The 21413-nt window shown below is 59.0% G+C and carries 24 protein-coding genes and 1 pseudogene; 14 read left to right on the top strand and 11 right to left on the bottom strand.

Going from position 1 to position 21413, the window contains the following annotated elements; translation table 11 throughout:
• Positions 1–13 precede the first annotated feature (13 nt).
• Positions 14–889 (bottom strand): DMT family transporter, encoded by an 876-nt coding sequence (locus RS75_RS05495; protein ID WP_045018168.1) that lies wholly within the window; start codon positions 887–889, stop codon positions 14–16.
• Between the two features lie 116 nt (positions 890–1005).
• Between RS75_RS05495 and RS75_RS05500 the strand changes: the two genes are divergently transcribed.
• The gene (locus tag RS75_RS05500) at positions 1006–2418 is read left to right on the top strand and encodes an aminotransferase-like domain-containing protein (RefSeq protein ID WP_045018170.1); all 1413 of its coding nucleotides are present in this window, start codon (positions 1006–1008) and stop codon (positions 2416–2418) included.
• 72 nt (positions 2419–2490) lie between these two features.
• Positions 2491–2811 (top strand): hypothetical protein, encoded by a 321-nt coding sequence (locus tag RS75_RS05505; protein ID WP_045018172.1) that lies wholly within the window; start codon positions 2491–2493, stop codon positions 2809–2811.
• A gap of 69 nt (positions 2812–2880) precedes the next feature.
• Here RS75_RS05505 and RS75_RS05510 read toward each other — a convergent pair whose 3' ends face one another.
• Positions 2881–3339 carry an Rrf2 family transcriptional regulator gene (locus RS75_RS05510; protein ID WP_045018174.1) on the bottom strand — a complete coding sequence of 153 codons (459 nt, stop codon included), beginning with the start codon at positions 3337–3339 and terminating at the stop codon, positions 2881–2883.
• 155 nt (positions 3340–3494) lie between these two features.
• On the opposite strand from RS75_RS05510, the gene RS75_RS05515 reads away from it, so the two are divergent.
• The gene (locus RS75_RS05515; RefSeq protein WP_045018177.1) at positions 3495–4382 is read left to right on the top strand and encodes an NAD(P)/FAD-dependent oxidoreductase; all 888 of its coding nucleotides are present in this window, start codon (positions 3495–3497) and stop codon (positions 4380–4382) included.
• A gap of 103 nt (positions 4383–4485) precedes the next feature.
• Here the strand turns inward: RS75_RS05515 and RS75_RS05520 are convergent, their stop codons facing one another.
• The gene (locus tag RS75_RS05520) at positions 4486–5268 is read right to left on the bottom strand and encodes an AraC family transcriptional regulator (RefSeq protein ID WP_045018350.1); all 783 of its coding nucleotides are present in this window, start codon (positions 5266–5268) and stop codon (positions 4486–4488) included.
• A gap of 94 nt (positions 5269–5362) precedes the next feature.
• On the opposite strand from RS75_RS05520, the gene RS75_RS05525 reads away from it, so the two are divergent.
• A complete protein-coding gene (locus tag RS75_RS05525; protein WP_045018178.1) occupies positions 5363–5770 on the top strand; it encodes a DUF2000 family protein in 408 nt (135 codons plus the stop codon).
• Between the two features lie 72 nt (positions 5771–5842).
• On the opposite strand, the gene lepA is transcribed toward RS75_RS05525, so the two are convergent.
• The 3 genes from lepA to RS75_RS05540 all read right to left on the bottom strand — a co-directional run bounded on the left by lepA (position 5843) and on the right by RS75_RS05540 (position 9217).
• Positions 5843–7681 carry a translation elongation factor 4 gene (lepA, locus tag RS75_RS05530; protein WP_045018180.1) on the bottom strand — a complete coding sequence of 613 codons (1839 nt, stop codon included), beginning with the start codon at positions 7679–7681 and terminating at the stop codon, positions 5843–5845.
• 61 nt (positions 7682–7742) lie between these two features.
• The gene (locus RS75_RS05535; protein ID WP_045018181.1) at positions 7743–8612 is read right to left on the bottom strand and encodes a carbon-nitrogen hydrolase family protein; all 870 of its coding nucleotides are present in this window, start codon (positions 8610–8612) and stop codon (positions 7743–7745) included.
• Positions 8609–9217, bottom strand: a complete 609-nt coding sequence (locus RS75_RS05540; RefSeq protein WP_045018183.1) for a GNAT family N-acetyltransferase — start codon at positions 9215–9217, stop codon at positions 8609–8611. The genes RS75_RS05535 and RS75_RS05540 overlap by 4 nt, the downstream gene beginning before the upstream one ends.
• Before the next feature lie 72 nt (positions 9218–9289).
• On the opposite strand from RS75_RS05540, the gene RS75_RS05545 reads away from it, so the two are divergent.
• The 3 genes from RS75_RS05545 (at position 9290) to RS75_RS05555 (ending at position 10906) form a co-directional block, all read left to right on the top strand.
• On the top strand, positions 9290–9691 hold the full coding sequence (locus RS75_RS05545) for a ketosteroid isomerase-related protein (RefSeq protein WP_045018185.1): 402 nt from the start codon (positions 9290–9292) through the stop codon (positions 9689–9691).
• A 93-nt stretch (positions 9692–9784) separates the two neighbouring features.
• Entirely contained in the window at positions 9785–10366 is a 582-nt protein-coding gene (locus RS75_RS05550; RefSeq protein ID WP_045018187.1) for a helix-turn-helix domain-containing protein, read from the top strand.
• Positions 10367–10387: 21 nt separating this feature from the next.
• Entirely contained in the window at positions 10388–10906 is a 519-nt protein-coding gene (locus tag RS75_RS05555) for a GNAT family N-acetyltransferase (RefSeq protein WP_045018189.1), read from the top strand.
• 18 nt (positions 10907–10924) lie between these two features.
• Here the strand turns inward: RS75_RS05555 and RS75_RS05560 are convergent, their stop codons facing one another.
• Positions 10925–12001, bottom strand: coding sequence for an alpha/beta hydrolase family protein (locus tag RS75_RS05560; protein ID WP_045018191.1), 1077 nt, complete (start codon positions 11999–12001; stop codon positions 10925–10927).
• Between the two features lie 142 nt (positions 12002–12143).
• Here RS75_RS05560 and RS75_RS05565 point away from each other — a divergent pair.
• Positions 12144–13221, top strand: a pseudogene (locus RS75_RS05565) (helix-turn-helix domain-containing protein); the annotation flags it as partial.
• A 31-nt stretch (positions 13222–13252) separates the two neighbouring features.
• Here RS75_RS05565 and RS75_RS05570 read toward each other — a convergent pair.
• Together RS75_RS05570 and RS75_RS05575 are read right to left on the bottom strand one after the other, a co-directional pair.
• Complete coding sequence (locus tag RS75_RS05570; RefSeq protein ID WP_045018193.1) at positions 13253–14356, bottom strand: TRAP transporter substrate-binding protein; 1104 nt, start codon at positions 14354–14356, stop codon at positions 13253–13255.
• Positions 14357–14540: 184 nt separating this feature from the next.
• Positions 14541–15014, bottom strand: a complete 474-nt coding sequence (locus tag RS75_RS05575; protein WP_045018195.1) for a group III truncated hemoglobin — start codon at positions 15012–15014, stop codon at positions 14541–14543.
• 138 nt (positions 15015–15152) lie between these two features.
• Between RS75_RS05575 and mbfA the strand changes: the two genes are divergently transcribed.
• Positions 15153–16136, top strand: a complete 984-nt coding sequence (gene mbfA, locus RS75_RS05580) for an iron exporter MbfA (RefSeq protein WP_045018197.1) — start codon at positions 15153–15155, stop codon at positions 16134–16136.
• A 55-nt stretch (positions 16137–16191) separates the two neighbouring features.
• Here the strand turns inward: mbfA and RS75_RS05585 are convergent, their stop codons facing one another.
• Positions 16192–16806 carry a transglutaminase-like cysteine peptidase gene (locus RS75_RS05585; RefSeq protein ID WP_045018199.1) on the bottom strand — a complete coding sequence of 205 codons (615 nt, stop codon included), beginning with the start codon at positions 16804–16806 and terminating at the stop codon, positions 16192–16194.
• A gap of 118 nt (positions 16807–16924) precedes the next feature.
• Positions 16925–17713: an alpha/beta hydrolase gene (locus RS75_RS05590; RefSeq protein ID WP_045018201.1), complete on the bottom strand. Its 789-nt coding sequence runs from the start codon at positions 17711–17713 to the stop codon at positions 16925–16927.
• Between the two features lie 187 nt (positions 17714–17900).
• On the opposite strand from RS75_RS05590, the gene infC reads away from it, so the two are divergent.
• The 5 genes from infC to pheS all read left to right on the top strand — a co-directional run bounded on the left by infC (position 17901) and on the right by pheS (position 21413).
• A complete protein-coding gene (gene infC, locus RS75_RS05595; RefSeq protein WP_084686487.1) occupies positions 17901–18437 on the top strand; it encodes a translation initiation factor IF-3 in 537 nt (178 codons plus the stop codon).
• A gap of 193 nt (positions 18438–18630) precedes the next feature.
• Entirely contained in the window at positions 18631–18834 is a 204-nt protein-coding gene (gene rpmI, locus RS75_RS05600; RefSeq protein ID WP_003493355.1) for a 50S ribosomal protein L35, read from the top strand.
• 40 nt (positions 18835–18874) lie between these two features.
• A complete protein-coding gene (gene rplT, locus RS75_RS05605; RefSeq protein ID WP_045018205.1) occupies positions 18875–19279 on the top strand; it encodes a 50S ribosomal protein L20 in 405 nt (134 codons plus the stop codon).
• Between the two features lie 180 nt (positions 19280–19459).
• Positions 19460–20338 (top strand): phosphotransferase, encoded by an 879-nt coding sequence (locus RS75_RS05610; protein ID WP_045018207.1) that lies wholly within the window; start codon positions 19460–19462, stop codon positions 20336–20338.
• Positions 20331–21413, top strand: coding sequence for a phenylalanine--tRNA ligase subunit alpha (gene pheS, locus RS75_RS05615; protein ID WP_045018209.1), 1083 nt, complete (start codon positions 20331–20333; stop codon positions 21411–21413). The genes RS75_RS05610 and pheS overlap by 8 nt, the downstream gene beginning before the upstream one ends.

Consider the following 21413-nt stretch of genomic DNA (forward strand, 5'->3'; position numbering starts at 1 on the left):
CGACGGCGGGGCATCAGCGCGCGAATTTTCGCGCACCCGCAACGCAGAGCACCACGACAAGGGTAATGCCGATCATCGCCGGACTGACCTCCTCGTGAAGCAGGGTCGCTGCAAGCACCAGCCCGAAGAACGGCTGTAGCAATTGCAATTGGCCCACCGCGGCGATGCCGCCAAGCGCCAGCCCGCGATACCAGAAGATGAAACCGATCAGCATGCTGAACAGGGAAACATAGGCAAGGCCACCCCAGGCCTGCGGATTGATGTCGGCAAGCGTTTCCGGCCCTGTGAAAAAGGCAAGCGGCAACATCACCGGCAGGGACAGAACCAGCGCCCATGAGATGACCTGCCAGCCACCCAGTTTGCGGGAAAGGGCCGCACCTTCCGCATAGCCAAGCCCGCAGACGATAATCGCACCTAGCATCAGCAGATCGCCGGTAAGCGAGGCTCCGAGCCCGGAGGCCAGCGAATTCGACAATGAAAAGCCGGCTACCAGAATGCTGCCCAGGCAGGAAAAGAACCAGAAGGCAGGGCGCGGGCGCTCTCCGCCGCGCACCACGGCAAAAACCGCGGTTGCAAGCGGCAACAGCCCGACAAAGACGATGGAATGCGCCGATGTGATGTGCCGCAGCGCCAGCGCGGTCAACAGCGGGAAGCCCACGACCACGCCGAAGGAGACGATGAAAAGAGATGTCAGATCATCGCGCGCCGGGCGTTTCTGCCTGAACAGTAAAAGCAAAGCGAGCGCCAGAACGCCGGCAATGCTGGCGCGGGCGAGGGTCAGGAATATCGGGTCGAACCCCGTCACCGCAACGCGTGTGGCGGGCAGCGAACCGCTGAATATCACCACCCCGGCCAGACCGCTCAGCCAGCCGCTTGTCGTCTTGTCCATGATCGTCTCCTGCGTCTCGCCTTTCTTGATCCGGAATGGCTGGTGAAAACAGCGACAGTCCTGTACAATTTCAAGAAACTGTTATGGTTGTTAAGGCAATACGGTTGGAGAATAACGTGGACGGGCAAGTCGTTGCGGGAACGCGCATAGAAAGGGTGATGGCAAGTGTGCGGCAGCGCATTGCCTCACGCAGCCTCGTTCCGGGGGCCAGATTGCCGTCCGTCAGGGCGCTGGCAAAGGCCATGCAGGTGTCCACCTCCACCGTTGTCGAGGCCTATGACCGCCTTGTGGCGGATGGCACCATTAACTCACGTCCGGGCTCGGGTTTTTTCGTGGCGGGTCCGCTCGCGCCCCTGTCGCTCGCCGATATCGAGCCCCGGCTGGACAGGGCGGTGGATCCGCTCTGGGTGTCGCGGCAGGCGCTGGACGAGGGGGCGAACCTTGCCAAGCCGGGTTGCGGCTGGCTTCCCACATCATGGATGCCGGAACAGGCGCTGCGGCGGGCGATGAGGGGACTTGCCCGCGCGGATGCCTCGTTGCTGACGGATTATGCGAGCCCCATGGGCCTGCTGCCGTTACGCCAGCTCTTGTCCCGCAGGCTTGCCGAACATGGCGTGCAGGCGGGCGCCAGCCAGATCATGCTCACCGATTCCGGCACGCAGGCGATCGATCTCCTGTGCCGTTTCCTGCTACAGCCGGGGGATACGGTGATTGTCGACGACCCCTGCTATTTTAACTTCCACGCCCTCTTGCGGGCGCATCGGGTGAAAATCGTCGGCGTGCCCTATACGCCGGTAGGACCGGATCTGCCGCTTTTCGAGCAGGCGCTGAAAGAGCACCAGCCGCGTCTTTATATCACCAATTCCGCGATCCATAATCCGACAGGCGCGAGACTTTCCGCTGTTTCCGCCCATCGCCTGCTGGTGTTGGCCGAACAGGCGGGGCTCACCATCATCGAGGATGATATTTTTGCCGATTTCGAAACACAGGCGGCACCACGGCTGGCAGCTTTCGATGGCCTGAACCGGGTGGTGCAGATCGGTAGTTTTTCAAAAACACTGTCTGCCTCCGTGCGGTGCGGTTTCATTGCTGCGCCTCCGGCATGGGTGGAGGCCTTGACTGATCTGAAGATCGCCACCGCTTTTGGCGGAGCGCATTTTTCGGCAGCTTTGATCCTGTCGCTTTTGACGGATGGCAGCTATCGGAAACATGTCGAGGCTCTTCGGCAGCGTCTTGCGGCGACGGTGCCAGAGGTCGCAGCGCGTTTGAAGGCGATCGGATGTGTGCCCTGGATCGAACCGCAGGCGGGCATGTTTTTATGGTGCCGACTGCCGGAAGGTGTCGATGCCGGCGATGTCGCGCGCCGGGCCCTGTCGCAGCAGGTGGTTCTGGCGCCAGGTAATGTCTTCAGTTCCTCCCAGAACGCATCGGGTTTCATGCGCTTCAATGTGTCGCAGATGGATGGCCCACAGGTGATGGCGGTGCTGACGGATGCCCTGCGCCAGGGGCTGGATCGTCGCCCATCCTGATAGCGCGGAGGAGAGGCGGAACAAAATCCTGTGAACGCCGTTTTCTCCCCAGAGTGAAGAGGAGGAAATACCATGACATTCGATCCCAACAACCCGCGCCCGGACCGCGATCTTCGCCCGGAACTGAATATCAGCAATGAACCGCGTGCGCGCACGTCGCCGTCCTGGGTGCCGTGGCTGGCGATTATCGTCGTCGTATTGGTGGGCGTTTTCGCCTGGTCGCAGATGAGCGGCCCGACCACTGATCCGGCCACGACGTCCTCAACCACAACGCCGCCTGCGGCAACGGATCAGGCACCGGCGCCCGCGACGCCGACAGTCCCGGCAACGCCGCCTGCCAACGATGCCGCACCGGCGAGCCCGAATACCGGCGGCACGCAGACGCAGCCGTAACCGGTTCAATGAACTGATAAAACCGCCTGCCTTCGAGGCAGGCGGTTTTGTGGCGACGTCTCTCTGGCCTCAGAGTTGCTCCATGGCGGAGGGGTGGTTGGACAGTTCGGACCAGCGGGTGATCGATTGTTCCGCGAGCGACGCAAGCGTAATGCTTCCGAACCGGGACAGGAGAATTGTCTCCGCTTCGTTCATCGCGTCGAAAAGTGCGGCATTGACGGCCTGCTCGATGACGCAGTTCGGATTGTCGCCCGCCAGCCCGATCGAGAACAGTTCCGGCGCGCCGAGCGCCCGGTAGATATCAAGCAGCGTGATTTCGCTGAGCGGCCGTGCCAGAACCCAGCCGCCGCCATGGCCTTTTTCCGACGATACATAACCGCGCTCCCGCAGGCCTGCCATGGTTCTGCGCACCACCACCGGGTTGGTCTGAAGCATGGCCGCAATGCTTTCGGAGGTCGCGGCGCCCTCATGTTTTTCCATATGGATCAGAATATGCAGCACCCGTGAAAGGCGCGTATCGTGTCTCATTGCTGCGTCCGTCTGTTTTTTGGCGACGCTACCAGTTTCCATGTGACGTAACAATATAAGTTGCGTGACTATTGACTCCAAAAATCACGTAACAATATAAGTGTCGTGAAATTGAACGAGCGCTTCCGGCTCGGTTTTTAAACGATAGGTGCATCATGAAATACGACGTCATCATCATCGGCGGCAGCTATGCCGGCCTGTCCGCCGCCTTGCAGCTCGGCCGCGCCAGAAAAAACATTCTGGTGGTGGATGCGGGCGAGCGGAGAAATCGCTTCGCCAGCCACTCCCACGGTTTTCTCGGGCAGGACGGCAAGGCGCCGGGCGACATCATCGCTGAGGCTCGGCGTCAGATCGAGCGCTACCCGACAATACACTGGGCAAAGGGCAGGGTGACCGATGCCGAAGGGGCCTTCGGTGATTTCGTCGTCGAGATCGACGGCGCCCGCCGCGAAAGGGCGGCCCGGCTCGTCCTTGCCATGGGCGTTACCGATGAATTACCTGAAATCGCCGGGCTGAAAGAACGTTGGGGCCTCTCCGTCTTCCATTGCCCCTATTGCCATGGATACGAGCTGAACCAGGGCAAGATCGGTGTCATCGCGGCCTCTCCGCTGGCCATCCATCATGCGCTGATGCTTCCCGACTGGGGCGAGACGACCTTTTTCACCAACGGCGTTTTCGTGCCGGATACAGATCAGAATGCGCTTCTGTCGGCGCGGGGCGTTCGGATCGAAAAAGACCGCATCGAAGAAATCGCGGGGCATGCGGATGTCGTTCTCGCGGACGGTCGCAGCATTGCGTTGGCCGGCCTCTTCACTCAGCCGAGATTGAGGATCGCCTCGGACTGGATCGAAAAGCTCGGTTGCACCATTGAAGAGGGGCCGATGGGATCAACCATCGTGACGGACGCCATGAAACAGACCGTGGCCCGCGGCGTCTTTGCCTGCGGCGATGTGGCAAGGCCCGCCGGCTCGGTCGCCCTTTCGGTGGGCGACGGCGCCATGGCAGGTGCTGCGGCTCACCGGTCGATCCTGTTTCCCGAATGACTAGAGCATTTCCAATAAAAGTGCGTAACGGTTTTACGTCCGGATAATGCGATAAAACAAAGAGATAGAGCACGTCCAACGATTCTGTTTAGACGGACGTGCTCTAGTGCGAAACAAGGTTTAGCCAACGTCCCGGAGGCATGCCGAAGGCGTTCTTGAAGTGGCGGGTAAAATGCGCCTGATCCGCAAAACCACAGGCAAATGCCGTTTCGGCAAGGCCCGCACGCGCGCGCATCATGTCTTTGCATTTTTGCAGGCGTCGCATGATGAGATAGCGGTGTGGGCTGGTGCCGAACAGGCAGCGGAAGTGCCGAAACAGCGTAAAGCGATCAAGCCCGCTTATTTGCTCCAGCTCCTCTGAGCTGACCGTGACGGCGCTGTTCTCCAGCAAATAGTCCCGGCAACGGAGCACGGCGATCCGGTCCAGCCGCTTGATGGCTCTCTCGCTTCCGTTCGAATGTTTCCAGAGCAGATCCGCCAATCGCGATTGCCAGTCGGTCAATAACAGACTGTCCGGCTCGCCTTCGAGATTACCGAGAGCCTCTATCAGACATTGTCGGAATTCGTGGTCCTCAATAACGGGATTTCTTGCGAAGGGCAGTGAGTGAAATCCGGTTACGGCCTCCGTCGTTTTTTCCGGCGGAAGATAGAGCATGCGGTAGCGCAGGCCTTCATCGGTGCCCGCGCCGCCATCGTGAACTTCGTCCGGATGCAGCACGATCACCTTTCCGGGCGTGCTGAAATGCGATGTGCCACGATAGGAAAAGGTCTGGACACCGGAAAGCGTAACGCCCAGCGCATAGGTGTCATGGCGATGCGGCGCATAGGCGTTGCCGTGAAAGCGCGCTTCTATGCGTTCAATGCCCTCGCTGGAAGGCGCCTGCACGATCCCCTCGAATTTGCACGAACGTTCAAGATCGATGATGCGCGAAGCGTCTAGGGTCGTTTCTCTTTCGTAACCACAGCCAGATTGAGTTCGCATGTTTGATACCAAGATCGCCGTCATCCTTCGTGATGACCTTGCCGTGTGGCAAAAACTGAACGTCACCGCATTTCTTATGTCCGGGATTGTCGCCCAGACCAGGGAAATCATCGGGGAACCATACCGCGACGGGGCGGGCAACGTCTACAATCCGCTTTCCGTCCAGCCGATTGTCGTTATGGCCACGGATCAGGAGGCGCTGCGCAAAATTCACCAACGATCCCTGGAACGCGACGTTACGATATCGCTCTACATCGAGGAAATGTTCGCCACCGGTCATGATGTCGCCAACCGTCAGGTATTTTCGGAGTTTTCTCCTGAGAATGCCAAGGTCGTCGGCATGGCGCTGAGGGCAGACAAGAAAACCGTCGACAAGATCACCAAGGGCGCGAAGCTGCACGCTTAAGGATCGTGTCCCAATACGAAAAAGGGAGGCTGCAAGCCTCCCTTTAAAACGCAATCGCGATATGGGTACCGCTTATTCGTCGTTCATCTTCAGCGCAGCGATGAAAGCTTCCTGCGGAATTTCCACCTTGCCGAACTGGCGCATGCGCTTTTTGCCTTCCTTCTGCTTGTCCAGAAGTTTGCGTTTGCGCGTCGCGTCGCCGCCGTAGCACTTCGCCGTCACGTCCTTGCGTAGCGCACGTACCGTCTCGCGGGCGATGACCTTGCCGCCGATGGCCGCCTGGATCGGGATCTGGAACATGTGTGGCGGAATGAGTTCCTTCAGCTTTTCGCACATGCCACGTCCGCGCCGGTCGGCAGCCGAGCGGTGCACCAGCATCGACAGCGCATCCACCGGATCGCCGTTGACGAGGATCGACATCTTGACGAGATCGCCGGCGCGGTAGTCGGAGATGTTGTAGTCGAACGAGGCGTAACCCTTGGAGATGGATTTCAGCCGGTCGTAGAAATCGAACACCACTTCGTTGAGCGGCAATTCATAGGTGATCATCGCGCGGTTGCCGACATAGGTCAGCTCGGTCTGCAGGCCGCGCCGGTCCTGACAGAGCTTCAGGATACCGCCGAGATATTCGTCGGGCGTCAGGATCGTCGCCTTGATCCACGGCTCGCGGATTTCCTTGATCTTCACGACGTCAGGCATGTCGGCCGGGTTGTGCAGTTCCTTCTCGGTGCCGTCGGTCAACGACATTTCATAGACAACCGAAGGCGCTGTCGCGACGAGGTCGAGATTGAACTCGCGCTCGAGGCGTTCCTGAATGATTTCGAGGTGCAGCAGACCGAGGAAGCCACAACGGAAACCGAAGCCGAGAGCGGCGGACGATTCCATTTCGAAGGAGAAGGAGGCGTCGTTGAGGCGAAGCTTGCCTACCGCTGCGCGCAAATCTTCGAAATCCGCAGCGTCGACCGGGAAGAGACCGCAGAATACCACGGGCTGCGCAGGCTTGAAGCCGGGCAGGGCCTGCGCCGTCGGACGCTTGTCGTCGGTAATCGTGTCACCCACGCGCGTGTCGGCGACTTCCTTGATCGAGGCGGTGATGAAGCCGATTTCGCCGGGGCCGAGGCTGTCGACATTGACCATCTTCGGGGTCAGCACGCCGATGCGTTCGATGCCATATTTCGCACCTGAGCCCATCATGCGGATCTGCTGACCCTTGGTCAGTACGCCGTCGATGACGCGCACCAGAACCATGACGCCGAGATAGGTGTCGTACCAGCTGTCGACCAGCAGGGCCTTGAGCGGTCCGTTTTCGCCAACTTCGCTCTTCGGCGGCGGCAGGCGGTTAACGATTGCTTCCAGAACATCGGGAATACCAAGCCCGGTCTTGGCCGAAATCAGCACAGCTTCGGAAGCATCGATGCCGATCACTTCCTCGATCTGTTCCTTGATACGGTCGGGTTCGGCGGCCGGCAGATCGATCTTGTTCAAGACCGTCACCAGCTCGTGATTGTTGTCGATCGCCTGATAGACGTTGGCGAGCGTCTGCGCTTCGACGCCCTGCGACGCATCCACCACCAGCAGCGAGCCTTCGCAGGCCGAAAGCGAGCGGGAAACCTCATATGCAAAGTCAACGTGACCGGGCGTGTCGATGAGGTTCAGCACATAGATTTCGCCATTATTCGCCTTGTAGTGCAGGCGCACGGTCTGGGCCTTGATGGTGATGCCGCGCTCGCGTTCGATATCCATCGAATCGAGAACCTGTTCCGACATATCGCGCTCGGCAAGGCCGCCCGTCGACTGGATCAACCGGTCGGCCAGCGTCGATTTGCCGTGATCGATGTGGGCAACGATCGAGAAGTTGCGGATATGGTCCAGGGGCGTGCGGGTCGAATTTGTGCTCATGTCCCGCGCTATAGCAGGGGCTTCTCATGCCGCAAAGCGGGAATTTGGTTAAAAGCCTTTTAAAATGGGCTTTTTAGATCGCAAATTGCTCTGGCCAGTCGCGGCGGGTGGCAACCTGCCCCTCGGTTCGGAGCCTTGCGACAGTGGCAAGATCGATATCGGCGATCAGCAGGCTGCTTTCCGTCACCGCGTTGCTCTCGCTTTCCGCAACGATGCCGGATGCCGGCATGCCATAATCAGGCGGCACGTAAAGTGCGGCGCGGCCACGATTTTCATCGACGGCGGGAGACCATGGGGCCTCGCCGGCGGTGGGGGAGGAGAGGACGGCATATTGGTTTTCCAGCGCCCTGGCCTGCGCGCCGATGCGCACCCGGTAAGCGCCCGCCAACGTGTCGGTACAGCTGGGAGCGAGAACCAGTTCGACGCCAAGCTCCGCCAGCCTGCGGCCAAGCATCGGAAACTCGTTGTCGTAGCAAATGAGGATGCCGAGCCTGCCGACCGGCGTCTCGAAGGCTTTCAGGCCCTCGATGCCGGCATGGATGTTCCATTGCTCCCGCTCGAAGCGGGTCATGATCTGCTTGTCCTGATAGCCGATCAACCCGTCCGGGCCGAACAGCCAGGCGCGGTTGCGGAACTTGCCATCGGCGTCTTTAACCGGTGCGCTGCCCGGCTGGAACAGGATTTGATGTTGCCGCGCCAGCTCTTCGCAAAGCTCGACCCATGACGGGATAAGCGGCTGTATCTCTTCGATGGAACGGTGCAGATCCGAGCGTGTGCCGGGCGGCAATTGCCCGGTCAGCGTCATGGCCGAATATTCCGGCAAGAGCAGCAACTCGGCGCCTTTTTCCTTCGCCTCGCGCACGATGGCGGAAAGATGCGCGGCGTAACCTTCCCATGTCTCGATCAGTTCGATGGCGTATTGGCTGGCGGCGAGTCTCGTCATCTGTTTCCGTCTCCGGCGGCGATGTTCTTCATCCAGAAAGACAGGGGTTTAGGACTTTCGGTGCTCTCGTCGAGGTCCCGCCAGGTGAAGCTGGTGCGCAGTTCGGGGTGATGGCGATAGCCGCGTTTTTCCCAGAAGGCATTCAGCGGCACGTAATCCGCCGGTCGGCGCGGGTGGTTGGCGGGCCGCTCGACCGCGCAGAAGGTGCACCAGTCGAAGCCGAGCCTCTTTGCATGGGCCTCCCGCTCCTTGAAGAACCGCACGCCGAGGCCGTGACCGCGATAGCTGGGCAAAAGCACACTTTCACCGAAGTAAAATATCCGGTCCGTATCGTGACCACCTTCAACGAAGGGCGCCTGCACCTCGTGGGTTTCCGCAGCCATCGGCATGCCGGTCGACATGCCCACCACCTGCTCGCCATCGAGCGCCAGCACGAAAACCGAGCCTTTCGTGTCGGCATAGGTCGCGAGATATTTGCGCTCATGCTCCAGTGTGCCGTCATAGAGATAGGGAAAGGCGCGGAACACCTCGATCCGCAGGCGCGCAAGGTCATCGAAATAGGGCGCGGCGTCGATGCCGGAAAGAGACTTGATTTCGACGGTCATGGGCATTTCACTTTCGGTTGCACTGGTTATACCGTCATGGAAAACCCGCGCAAGCATTGAACGGAGAAGACGATGACCGCTGCCGAGACCATCCGCGCCTATTACGATGCCTTCAACCGTCAGGACATGGATGCCTTTCTGGCGCTTCTTCACGACGAAGTGGTGCATGACATCAATCAGGGCGAGCGCCAGACCGGCAAGGCAGCTTTCGCCTCCTTCATGGATCACATGAACCGCTGCTACAGGGAAAATCTCACCGACATGGTCATCATGGCGAGCGAGGACGGCAAGCGCGCCTCGGCGGAATTCATCGTGAACGGTGAATATCTCGCAACCGATGAGGGTCTGCCGGAAGCCGATGGCCAGACATACGTGCTGCCGGCCGGTGCATTCTTCGACCTGAAGGACGGGAAAGTTAGCCGAGTAACGAACTACTATAATCTGAACGACTGGATTGCCCAGGTCGGCGCCTGAGAAATCTTTTGCCGTACGGAATCGGCGTCAAAAGATCAGCATATTTCCATTATAGTGGATATTGACTCTATCATCTGAGAATGCAATTCTCCCATGATGGAAAACCAAGACGACATTCTCGAACGTTCGATCGGCGACCGGATCAAGACGTTGCGCGCTGAAAACGGCCTGACGCTGGACCGGCTCGCATCCGAATCCGGTGTCAGCCGCGCCATGATTTCCCGCATCGAACGCGGCGAGGCGAGCCCCACGGCATCGCTGCTTGCCCGCATCTGCGCAGCGCTTGGCCTGTCGCTCTCCGGCTTTTTCGCCGAAAACGAAGAGGCCGTTTCACCGCTGGTCAGAAAGCGCGACCAGCAGCTCTGGAAAGACCCGGAGACCGGTTATGTGCGCCGGTCCATATCCCCGCCACGCATCGGTTCCGATGTCGATATCGTTGAGATCGAGTTTCCGGCAGGCGCGCGCGTCGGTTTTCCGCCGCATGCGGCAAGCCGTGGAATGACGCAATATGTCTGGCTTTTCGAGGGTGTGCTGGAAATGACGAGCGGCGGAGACGTCCACCGGCTGGAACCCGGCGATTGCCTTTTTATGCCGGTTGGTGAAGGGCATGTTTTCCACAATCCCACCGAAAAACCCGCCCGTTATGCCGTCGTGCTGGATCAAAGACAGCGCTGATTTTTCCCGACAGGAGTTATTATGACCACCATCCGTGTGTTGAACGGGCAAGAGACGATCGATGCCCTGCCGGAACTTTGCGACGTTCTTGCCGCCTGCGTGAACGGCGGCGCATCCGTCGGTTTCATGTTACCCTTTTCCCCGCAAGATGCAGAACCCTTCTGGCGGACCGTCGCGGAAACGGTGGGCGAGGGCGGTACCATTCATGTGGTGGCGGAAGTGGACGGCAAGGTGGTGGGCACCGTACAGGTCGGCCTTGCTTCCAAGCCCAACCAGCCACATCGCGGCGACCTGATGAAGCTTCTCGTCCACCCCTCGGCGCGTGGGCTGGGGCTTGCCCGCAAGCTCATGCAAAAAGTCGAGGAGGAGGCGGCAAAACGTGGCCGTACCCTTCTGGTGCTGGATACGGCCACGGGCAGCGATGCCGAGGCGATTTATCCCCGTCTCGGCTGGGAACGGGTCGGTGTCGTCCCCGATTACGCGCTGTTTCCCGACGGGCGCTTTTGCGGCACGACCCTGTTCTACAAGCGGCTTGGTTAGGCCTTTCAGGCCGCTGTCTTATTGGCCCGGTTTAAGTGTGCGGTTGAAGGCGGTGACGATCATCGTCTGCAATTGGGCATGAATATCCTTGCGGTCGCGCGGACCGGCCGGTTCGCAGATCGGATCGCGCTCGCCGACGGATTTGAGAAATGCATCGGCATCCGGCTTGCAAAGGGGCAGGAAGCTGAAGTGATCGGCCTCATCAACCTGCTGATAGGTGGCGGCGGGCACCTGCGCCGCAAGCTTGTCCGCAAGTACGGCCGGCGGTATTTTGCCCTTGCTGCCAAGATTGATGAAGGTCAGCGGAATATCGATCTGTCTCAGGCTGTCCGGCTGGAAGGCCAGCGCCAGACCCGGATCGACCAATATGGCGGAACGGATGCGCGGATCGCGGTTCTGTTGCTCGAAGCGGGCCTTGTCGATGGTTCTGAGATCGAGCTTTGGCACGCTGACCGACGCGTCGTTCACATAACCGCGCCCACCTGCAAACCACTGGCAATCCATCATTGCCGCATCCTTTTCACAATAACGCACATAGGCGTCGAGATCGGCGCGTGCACCTGATATCTCCATTGCCGCGCTGCCGCCGAGAGAGAAGCCGAGGACGCCAATGCGCCGCGCATCGATCGCACCGGACCAGTTGTCTTGCGTGGTCAAGGCCGTGACGATCGTGGAAAGGTCGTTCGTCCGCTCCCAGATTTTTGGTGTATCGGCAGGGGTGGAATCGCCGCTGGTCGTGCCGGGATGATTGGTTCCCGCAACGATGAAACCTTCGCTGGCGAGTTTCGCTGCTATCCAGGCCATACCCTCAACGCGAGAGCCGGACCCGTGCGAAATCAACACGAGGGGGAAATGGCCGTCCTTGATGGTCGCGTCCTTCCGAACCGCCGTTCCCTGAAAGATGCGGTTCTCGGCGGAAAGCGCCGGTGTGCCGTCTCCACCCTTGGCCGGGTACCAGATCGTGACATCAAGGTTTGTGTTCCGTGCCTTGGAAGAAACCGGGATCGTGGTAGACCCGACATCCTCCGCAGCAAATGCCTGCGAGGAAAACGCCGCACAGATCAGAAGTGCGGCAAGGGTGCTTTTCAGTGTCATGAGAGTCTCTCCGTTTGACAAAGTGATGTTCCCGTTTTCTCTTTGGGGTGAATAAATGCGTCCTTGATCGCGTTAAAGGTCGTACCGAAACACGATCTGGTCCATGAACGTGCAATTGTCGTCGCTCCGGGATCTTTCGGCCGTGCTTTTCATTCCCCTGCCTTTCGTCGTCGCACTTCTGCTGGTCGTCATGTTCATCGTCTTTTTTAGAGGCGGAGACGATGTGCGGGCCAACCGGGCTTTTCTGGCGCTTATCGCGCTTTGCGCCGTGCAGTCCGTTCTTGTCGGCCTGCGCTGGGGTTATGGCGTGAGCGAAGCGCGTTATGTTTTGCCGGTCCTGGCCGCCTGCCTGCCGCCTCTTGTCTACATCGCCTTTCGTGGATTGATGGGGGTTGCGGCGGAAAGCAGGAGAGCGATGCTTGCCGGCCTTCTCCTGTCACCGCTGTTTGTCGTCTTTCTGGAGTTCGTTTTCCCTGTCGCGATCGACTTTGCGCTGATTGTCATTTTTGTCGGGCACGCTGTTGCCCTGCTTTTTCTGGCAGGAAAAGGCCCGGATGGGCTGGACGAGGCGCAATTTGCCAGCGTCGCATCGGCGCACAAGGCGCTCATTATTGCCGCGGTCGCTCTTTGTGTTTCCGCGCTGTTCGATCTTCTGGTGTTTTTCGATTTCGAGTGGGCGCACGGGGAAAATGTCGCCGCACTTGTCAGCAATGCCAATCTTCTCGGGCTTCTGCTGATCGGCCTCATGGCCGCTCTGGCCGGCAAAAGCAAAGCGCCACAAATGGCGGCAGAACCGGCCACGGAACTGCCAGCGCCGGCGGAGCCTTCGGAGCAGGACCGGGATGTCGTCGAAAGGCTCGGTCTCTTGATGGAGGCGCAGACGCTCTACTGCGACGAGAACCTCAACCTGTCACGGCTTGCAAGACGCCTCGGCCTGCCGAGCCGGCAGATTTCCGGCGCCATCAATCGCTCCCTCGGCGTCAATGTCTCGCAATATGTCAATCAGCTCCGCATCCGCGAGGCCTGCCGCCTGCTGGAGGAGACGGAGCAGTCGGTGACTACGATCATGCTGTCATCAGGTTTCCAGACGAAATCCAACTTCAACCGGGAATTTCGCCGCGTCACCGGCATGAGCCCGGTGGAATGGCGGGAACGGCAAGTGTGGAAGCTGGTCTCGCCCAACAAAAACGGCCACCCGGCAAATGCCGGATGACCGTTTGACGATGGGTCGCACAATGACCGGAATGGCGATCAGAGCGTGCCGTTGCGCTGCTGGATCATCATGTAGGTGTCATAGGTATATTCGGCGATCTGGGCCCAGAGATAGGCATCCTTCTTGAACGCCTGCTGGCTCTCGTAGATTTTCTTGAAGCTTTCGTTCTTGGCCGAAATCTCGGCATAGGTCTCCAGCGCCGCCTTGTGGCAGACGTCGAGGATTTCCTGGCTGAACGGCCGCAGGATTGCGCCCTGTGCCACGAGTTCCTTCAGCGCTTTCGGATTGCGCGCGTCGTAACGCTCCAGCATGCTGGCGCTGCCGGCGGCGCAGGCGTCTTTCAGGATGCGCTTGTAGTTATCCGGCAGCTCGTTGAATTTCTGCAGGTTCACGAAAGCATGCACGGCCGGGCCGCCTTCCCACCATGCCGGGTAATAGTAATATTTCGCGACCTTGTAGAAACCGAGCTTCTGGTCGTCATAGGGGCCGACGAATTCGGTGGCGTCGATCGTGCCTTTTTCCAGAGCGGCATAAACATCGCCGCCGGCGATCTGCTGCGGTGTCACGCCGACCTTCTGCATCACCTGGCCGGTCAGGCCGGCAATGCGCATCTTCAGGCCCTTCAGGTCATCGATGGTGTTGATTTCCTTGCGGAACCAGCCGCCCATCTGGGCACCTGTATTGCCGAGCAGGATCGAGTAGATATTGTGCTGGGCGAGAAATTCGTTGAGCAGCTCGTTGCCGCCAGCCTGGTTGAACCAAGCATTGGTCTGGCGCGCATTGAGACCGAAGGGAACCGATGTCCCGAGCGCGAAGGTCGGATCCTTGCCGACGTAATAATAGGAGCAGGTATGCGCCATTTCGACGGTCCCGGCCGTCACCGCATCCGCTGCCTGAAGCGCTGGCACGATTTCGCCACCGGCGAAATGCTGGATGACGAAGTTGCCGCCGGAGGCTTCCTTGACGTGATCGGCGACGATCTGGCCTGCGCCAAAAAGAATATCGAGGCCCTTGGTGAAGGACGACGTCATGCGCCAGGTGATTTTTGGATTTTCCTGCGCAATGGCCGGAGCGGCCAGCACAGTTGCGGTAACACCGGCGCCAACTGCGCCAGCCTTGCGAATAAATGATCTGCGATCCATGTTGATAAGCCCTAATATGTCTGCATATTGCAGGCGAACCGCACGGTACGCCTCCCGCCGGCTACTAAACATTTATCCTTGTCGCCATCAAGAGGGAATGTCGACCCTGTCGGGTTCCAGGCAATGCCGCTCGCCTGCTATTCCGGGCGCGATCATGTCCTTCCGCGACTATCGCCGGCGGTGGCTATGGATGTGGGCGTTTTAATGCCGGGTCATCCATTGCAGGATTGTAAAACAACGAAAGCGTCAGGCTTTTTGCGATGCGCTCCGCAGTTTCCATGAACCAGTCATGGGCTTGCCTGCTTGGCGCGATATCGTCAAGCGTGGCGGAAAAAAGCGCCAGCCATTGCGGAAACAGTTCCGCCGACATGCCTTTTACGCCGAGATGCGCCTGTACGGGCTTGCCGCCGTAACCGCCGTTTTTGAAAGCGATGGCCATCCAGAACTGTTTCATTCTGGCCATATGTTCTGGCCAGCGTCCAGCAAGCCGCGCATCAAAGACGGGGCCGAGCGTGGGATGTTCCAGAATGCGACCGTAAAATGTCTCGACCAGCAGGTCGATGAAACCGGCGTCGACGCCGATAGCTGCCATGGCTTTTTCAGCCCTGTCCTGAATTTCCGCGTTGTGGGCGGCCTTTGCCGTGATCTGGTCCTGCATCGTGTTTCCTTTGCTGCAAACCTACGCGGCCAGGACGTGCTCCGCAATGCGACCATTTGGCGTATTAGAATAATTCTAAAAAGCTTGATCGGGATGCGATCCGGATGTATTTAGAATTATTCTAAAAAGGTCTCAGCCATGTTCCGCAATCTTTTCTCCCCGTCCAAACGCCCGTTCTCCTCGCTTGGTGAACAGGAAATCCTCGCACTCGCCATCTCGTCCGAAGAAGACGATTCCCGTATCTACCGCTCCTATGCCGATCATCTGCGCGTGCAATATCCGCAATCGGCGAAAGTCTTTGATGATATGGCCGAGGTCGAGCAGCAGCATCGAAACGTGCTGATCGACATGCATCGCCGCCGCTTCGGGGAAACGATCCCCCTGATCCGCCGCGAGCATGTGCGTGGTTTTTACGAACGCACACCGGATTGGCTCGTGAAGAACCTGTCGCTCGAGAAAATTCGTGCTCAGGCCGAGTTGATGGAAGCCCAGGCGATCCGTTTCTACGATGAGGCCGTCAAGCGTACGAGCGATGCCTCGACGCGCAAGCTGCTGGGCGATCTGGCCGAGGCGGAGCGTGGTCACGAAGACATTGCACATATGCTGGAAGAGAAACATCTCGACGAAAACGGCAAGACCGAAGAAGAGGAAACCGCAAAGCGCCAGTTTCTTCTGACCTATGTGCAGCCTGGCCTTGCGGGATTGATGGATGGCTCCGTCTCCACGCTGGCGCCAATCTTCGCGGCCGCCTTCGCCACGCAGGATACCTGGCAAACCTTCCTGATTGGCCTGTCGGCCTCGGTCGGCGCAGGTATTTCCATGGGCTTTACCGAAGCCGCCCATGACGATGGCAAGCTTTCCGGCCGTGGCTCTCCGGTAAAACGTGGTTTTGCTTCAGGCATCATGACGGCCATCGGCGGCCTCGGCCACGCGCTGCCCTATCTCATTCCGCATTTCTGGACGGCCACCGCCATCGCCGCCATCGTCGTCTTCGTGGAACTCTGGGCCATAGCATTTATCCAGAACCGTTTCATGGAAACGCCGTTCCTGCGGGCGGTGTTTCAGGTGGTGCTTGGCGGGTCGCTGGTGCTCGCGGCCGGTATCATCATCGGCAACGCATAATGAAAAAGCCCGCAGCGTCTGCTGCGGGCTTTGTCGATCCTATGATCTCACTCGATCAGCGCAATGCGCCGACCAGAACGTCGCGGCCATCCTCGATGGAGACCCAGCGGCCCGAATTGAAGGACGCCTGCCGCTTCAGATAGGTGTAGTTGGTGTCGGTCCAGAGCTTCACGTCGTCGGTAAGATTGTCGAGAATGTAATCGCCGTCGGTGGTGCGGAGCGTCAGTACGGCATGGCCTTCGCCGTCCGGTTTACGCACGACGGTAATCAGCAGGTCAGCCACGGAAAACCCGCGCTCGATCAGCTTTTTACGCTTCAGCAGCACGAAGTCCTCGCAGTCGCCGGCGGTCGTGGGATATTCCCAGACCTCTTCCTTGCCATAGATTTCCATATCGGTCATGGCGACGACCGTGGTGTTGACGGAGGCGTTGATCTCGCGGACAACATCCCAGCCATATTCGGTAACGCGCGGCGGCGGCGTCAGCTTGCTGCGAATGTTGCACTCGCTCGCATATTTCTGACAGAACTCATAATGGCCGATCGGCTGGGACGTAATCCCGCCCGTGACCATGGCAGGGCTTCCCTTGGTTTCCGCCATCGCGGAAGCAGCAGTCATTAGCCCGGCGGCAACTGCAAACAGCAGCGCACGCGCCAGCGGTGCGTTCATCATGAAACCCGTCCCTTAATTCTTAACGAAAAGTTAAGAGGGTTGGGGGTCATGAGTCAATCATTTGCATTCGATGGCCCGCAAGACTCGTTGAATATGGTTAAGAGCGTTGCGCAAATGCCTATGTTGCAAGGGCTCTGACGGCGGCCAGCATCCTGTCGATATCCTGCGGCCGGGAAAGCCGGTGGTCGCCATCGCGGATCAACGTCAGGACGACGTCATCGGCGGGAAGGTGTTCGAGGAGCTTCAGCGCGTGCTGATAGGGAACATCGGGATCGCGCATTCCCTGCAGGATGTGAACAGGGCAGCCTGTGGTGATGATGCCGGTGAGGACGCGGTTTTGTTTTCCGTCTTCCATCAGCGCGCGGGTGAAGATGTTTGGCTCGGGGCTGTATTCGGAATGTTCCTCGAAATACCCGTTCTCCTCAAGCGACCTCCTTTCAGCCTCCGTCAGGCTGGGCTCTATCAGCTCCGCAGTAAAATCGGGCGCAGGCGCGATGAGGACGAGACCGGCGACCGATGGCGTGCCGCCCTGCTTGCGCAATTCCTCGACCATGCGAAGGGCGATCCAGCCGCCCATCGAAGAGCCTATGAGGATAACGCGCGAATGCGCCTTCGCGCGCACGACGGCAAGTGCCTCTTCCAGCCATCTCGAAATCGTGCCCTTCCTGAAGTCGCCGCCGGAAGCGCCGTGGCCGGAATAATCGAGCCGCAGACAGGCAAGGCCGTTTTCCGCCGCAAATCGGTCGAGTTCCACTGCCTTGGTTCCCGTCATGTCGGAACGATAACCGCCGAGCCAGACGAGCGTGGGAGCGTTCTCGCCTGGTGTCGCCCGGCGATGGAGGAAGGCGATGTCGCGGGCGTCGTCGTCAGCGCCTATGCGCAGGAATTCAGCGGCTTGTTCCGTCATGTATATGCAATTCTCCTGATTTTCATGCGACAAAGGCGGCGTATTTGCAAAATCCGTGGCAACAGGTGATCTTTTCGGGCAGATATGCTATTGACTTCGCCACGGCAATAACGACATTTCCGCCGCTTGTACCAAACAAGCTGTTTTTTGCCGACGCGATCCAGAAACAGATCAGGAGAATACGACCATTCGCAGACCTTTCAAAGCCGATGCCCCCGTCAAGGAGGGCCCGCGCTCCAACCGGGAAATCCGGGTTCCAAGAGTTCAGCTTATTGATGAAGAGGGCCAGAACCTCGGTAGCATGCCGACGGACGAGGCTTTGAAAATGGCGGAGGAGTCCGGCCTCGATCTCGTTGAGATTTCGCCGAACGCTGAGCCGCCTGTATGCAAGATCCTCGATCTCGGCAAGCTTAAATACTCGACCCAGAAAAAGGCCGCTGAAGCGCGCAAGAAACAGAAGATCGTCGAGGTCAAGGAAATCAAGATGCGCCCCAACATCGACACGCATGACTATGACGTGAAGATGAAGGCGATGAACCGTTTCTTTGAAGAAGGTGACAAGGTGAAGGTGACGCTGAAGTTCCGTGGCCGTGAAATGGCCCACCAGGAACTTGGCATGAAGCTTCTCCTTCAGGTGAAGGAAGATACCCAGGTGATTGCCAAGGTTGAAGCCGAGCCCAAGCTGGAAGGCCGTCAGATGATGATGGTTCTTGCGCCGAAATAACCCTTTTGCGCAGGCCGCTCCGGCGGCATGTGGCATTACCGCAAGGGGAAGTTCTCATTCCCCGTTGCGCTTTTAGCCGACTGCGGTTATAAGCGCGCGTCCGAACGGTCCGGCAGGGCATGCCGTGGCCGTTCCTGAATAGCTTGAAATAGGCCTCGTCTGCCTGTTTCGATACAAAAAATGGAGTAGCAAAATGCCCAAGATGAAGACGAAGTCCGCTGCAAAAAAGCGGTTCAAGATCACCGCTACCGGCAAGGTTGTTGCAGCCGCCGCCGGTAAGCGCCACGGCATGATCAAGCGTACCAACAAGTTCATTCGCGACGCGCGTGGAACCATGGTTCTCGCCGAAGCTGACGGCAAAAAAGTCGTCAAGAACTACCTGCCGAACGGTCTCTGAGACTTTTCCGCGTATTTGGACACTTTAAGGAGATCATGACATGGCACGCGTAAAACGTGGCGTAACTTCCCGCGCCAAGCACACCAAGACACTCAAGGCAGCCAAGGGCTTCTACGGCCGCCGCAAGAACACCATCCGCGCAGCAAAGGCTGCCGTGGATCGTTCCAAGCAGTACGCTTACCGCGACCGCAAGGCTAACAAGCGCAACTTCCGCGCTCTGTGGATCCAGCGTATCAATGCTGCTGTTCGCGAATTCGGCCTGACCTACGGCCGCTTCATCGACGGCCTGAACAAGGCTGGCATCGAAGTTGACCGCAAGGTTCTGTCCGACATGGCTATCCATGAGCCGGCAGCATTCGGCGTGCTCGTCGAAACCGCGAAGAAGGCTCTTGAGTACCTCAAGGATGCTGGTACGACCAACGAGTTTGAAACCGCTGTAAAGTAATTACGGCGCGGACAATCTGTTGTTCATTTGAAACCCGCGCCGGTCTCCGGCGCGGGTTTTCTTTTTGAAATCCATGGCAGTCGGGCAAGAGCGTGCATCGCTTCACATTCCGACGGGCAAAAACCAAAAGGGTAAGGCATCCGGCCAGGTCTCGGCCGGGCAGGTTTCAGGGGGCAGAAAATGCTGGTTGCCGCAAGTGAGGCGGAAAAAGCGAAGGGTTTCCAAGTCCATCTCGAAGATGGCGATATCGCGGCTCTGATGCGGGTGCTGCTCAAGAACGAGCGTCGCGTACAGAAACTCGAGCTTTCCACAACGACAGTCTGGATCAAGCGTCAGGGCACGGAAACGCGGTCCTGGTGGATGAAGTTGCTGACCGTTCTCGCCAAACTCCTTCCCTACACCTTCATGCGGCCTTCGACGCGGCTCGATGGCGCCGGCCTGATGCGCCGCGAACTTGAAACGCTGCAGGCCTTCAGGGGCCGGGGTTTTCCCGTTCCGCCCATTATCTATACCTCCCGCACTGCGGTCGTGCTCGGAGACGTCGGCCCCACCGTGATGGAGCGCATGGATGCGATGAAGGCCACCACCCCCGTGGAACACGATGCCCTGCTGGTGAAATCCGCCGAAGCGCTCGGCGAGTTGCATGGGGCCGGCCTATGTCACGGGCGGCCGCATGTGCGCGATTTCTTTCTTGAAAATGGACGCATCGGTTTCATGGATTTCGAGGAGCATCCGCAGGAGGTCATGCCGCTTGCGACGGCGCAGGCGCGCGATATCTGGCTGCTGTTTTTCCAGGTCGCGACACGCGCCTGCAACCCGCCTGAAACGTGTGATGCGGCCCTTGCCGGCTGGCGTGAAAACGCCCCGCCCCGGGCACAGGACGAATTGTGCCGCCTGATCGGCATTCTCGGGCGATTTTTACCGCTTGCCCGGTTGATCGGGCGCGTGCGGATGGGTAGTGATCTGCGACGCTTTATCATGGCGACCGACTATCTGATGAATGCTGTGAACCCCGAAGCCGTTGTTAGAACAACCGGCAAGGCAGGAAAAGATGACTGAACTTGATACCTTGAAATCGCAATTGATGTCGGAGATCGCCGCCGCCGCCGATGAGCCGGCCATCGAAGCCGTGCGCGTCTCCGCGCTTGGCAAGAAGGGCTCGGTTTCAGAGCTTCTGAAGACGTTGGGATCGATGACGCCGGAAGAGCGCCAGACCCGCGGCGCTGCCATCAACCAGTTGAAGACCGAAATCACCGACCTTATCGGCGAACGCAAGAGCGGCCTGAAGGATGCGGCGATTGCCGCCCGCCTGAAGGCGGAAACGCTGGATGTCAGCCTGCCGGTCCGCCAGTCTCCCGCCGAGCGTGGCCGCATTCATCCCATCAGCCAGATCGTCGACGAGATCACGGCGATCTTCGCGGATATGGGTTTCTCGATCGCCGAAGGTCCTGACATCGAGACCGATTATTACAATTTCACGGCGTTGAATTTCCCCGAAGGCCATCCGGCCCGCGAGATGCACGATACCTTCTTCTTCCAGCCGGATGAAAACGGCGAGCGCAAGGTGCTGCGCACCCACACCTCGCCCGTGCAGATCCGCACGATGGAAAGCCAGAAGCCGCCGATCCGCATCGTCATTCCCGGCAAGACCTATCGTCAGGATTCCGACGCCACCCATTCGCCGATGTTCCATCAGGTCGAAGGTCTGGTGATCGACAAAAAGGCGCATGTCGGCAATCTGCGCTGGATACTGGAAGAGTTCTGCAAGACCTTCTTCGAGGTGGACAGCGTCGTCATGCGCTTCCGCCCGTCGTTCTTTCCCTTCACGGAGCCGAGCTTCGAGGTGGATATCCAGTGCGACCGTTCCGGCCCCATCGTCAAGTTCGGCGAAGGCAAGGACTGGATGGAAATCCTGGGCTGCGGCATGGTGCACCCGAATGTGCTGCGTGCCGGCGGGCTGGACCCGGATGAATATCAGGGCTTTGCCTGGGGCATGGGCCTCGACCGCATCGCCATGCTGAAATACGGCATGCCGGACCTGCGCGATTTCTTCAACGCCGATGTCCGCTGGATGAACCATTACGGCTTCCGCCCGCTCGACATGCCGACGCTGTTCGGCGGTCTGAGCGTTTAA

The organism is Rhizobium nepotum 39/7, from assembly GCF_000949865.1.
Lineage (GTDB): Bacteria > Pseudomonadota > Alphaproteobacteria > Rhizobiales > Rhizobiaceae > Agrobacterium > Agrobacterium nepotum.

Excerpts from the sequence above, each read along its gene's own strand:
- RS75_RS05540 (WP_045018183.1), bottom strand. The coding sequence starts at position 9,217 with ATGACCGTCGAAATCAAGTCTCTTTCCGGCATCGACGCCGCGCCCTAT.
- RS75_RS05575 (WP_045018195.1), bottom strand. The coding sequence starts at position 15,014 with ATGCAGGACCAGATCACGGCAAAGGCCGCCCACAACGCGGAAATTCAG.
- RS75_RS05525 (WP_045018178.1), top strand. The coding sequence starts at position 5,363 with ATGTTTGATACCAAGATCGCCGTCATCCTTCGTGATGACCTTGCCGTG.
- rplT (WP_045018205.1), top strand. The coding sequence starts at position 18,875 with ATGGCACGCGTAAAACGTGGCGTAACTTCCCGCGCCAAGCACACCAAG.
- RS75_RS05560 (WP_045018191.1), bottom strand. The coding sequence starts at position 12,001 with ATGACACTGAAAAGCACCCTTGCCGCACTTCTGATCTGTGCGGCGTTT.
- RS75_RS05550 (WP_045018187.1), top strand. The coding sequence starts at position 9,785 with ATGATGGAAAACCAAGACGACATTCTCGAACGTTCGATCGGCGACCGG.
- RS75_RS05510 (WP_045018174.1), bottom strand. The coding sequence starts at position 3,339 with ATGAGACACGATACGCGCCTTTCACGGGTGCTGCATATTCTGATCCAT.
- RS75_RS05610 (WP_045018207.1), top strand. The coding sequence starts at position 19,460 with ATGCTGGTTGCCGCAAGTGAGGCGGAAAAAGCGAAGGGTTTCCAAGTC.
- RS75_RS05545 (WP_045018185.1), top strand. The coding sequence starts at position 9,290 with ATGACCGCTGCCGAGACCATCCGCGCCTATTACGATGCCTTCAACCGT.
- RS75_RS05515 (WP_045018177.1), top strand. The coding sequence starts at position 3,495 with ATGAAATACGACGTCATCATCATCGGCGGCAGCTATGCCGGCCTGTCC.
- RS75_RS05505 (WP_045018172.1), top strand. The coding sequence starts at position 2,491 with ATGACATTCGATCCCAACAACCCGCGCCCGGACCGCGATCTTCGCCCG.
- RS75_RS05535 (WP_045018181.1), bottom strand. The coding sequence starts at position 8,612 with ATGACGAGACTCGCCGCCAGCCAATACGCCATCGAACTGATCGAGACA.
- RS75_RS05570 (WP_045018193.1), bottom strand. The coding sequence starts at position 14,356 with ATGGATCGCAGATCATTTATTCGCAAGGCTGGCGCAGTTGGCGCCGGT.
- RS75_RS05585 (WP_045018199.1), bottom strand. The coding sequence starts at position 16,806 with ATGATGAACGCACCGCTGGCGCGTGCGCTGCTGTTTGCAGTTGCCGCC.
- RS75_RS05495 (WP_045018168.1), bottom strand. The coding sequence starts at position 889 with ATGGACAAGACGACAAGCGGCTGGCTGAGCGGTCTGGCCGGGGTGGTG.
- rpmI (WP_003493355.1), top strand. The coding sequence starts at position 18,631 with ATGCCCAAGATGAAGACGAAGTCCGCTGCAAAAAAGCGGTTCAAGATC.
- RS75_RS05555 (WP_045018189.1), top strand. The coding sequence starts at position 10,388 with ATGACCACCATCCGTGTGTTGAACGGGCAAGAGACGATCGATGCCCTG.
- RS75_RS05590 (WP_045018201.1), bottom strand. The coding sequence starts at position 17,713 with ATGACGGAACAAGCCGCTGAATTCCTGCGCATAGGCGCTGACGACGAC.
- pheS (WP_045018209.1), top strand. The coding sequence starts at position 20,331 with ATGACTGAACTTGATACCTTGAAATCGCAATTGATGTCGGAGATCGCC.
- mbfA (WP_045018197.1), top strand. The coding sequence starts at position 15,153 with ATGTTCCGCAATCTTTTCTCCCCGTCCAAACGCCCGTTCTCCTCGCTT.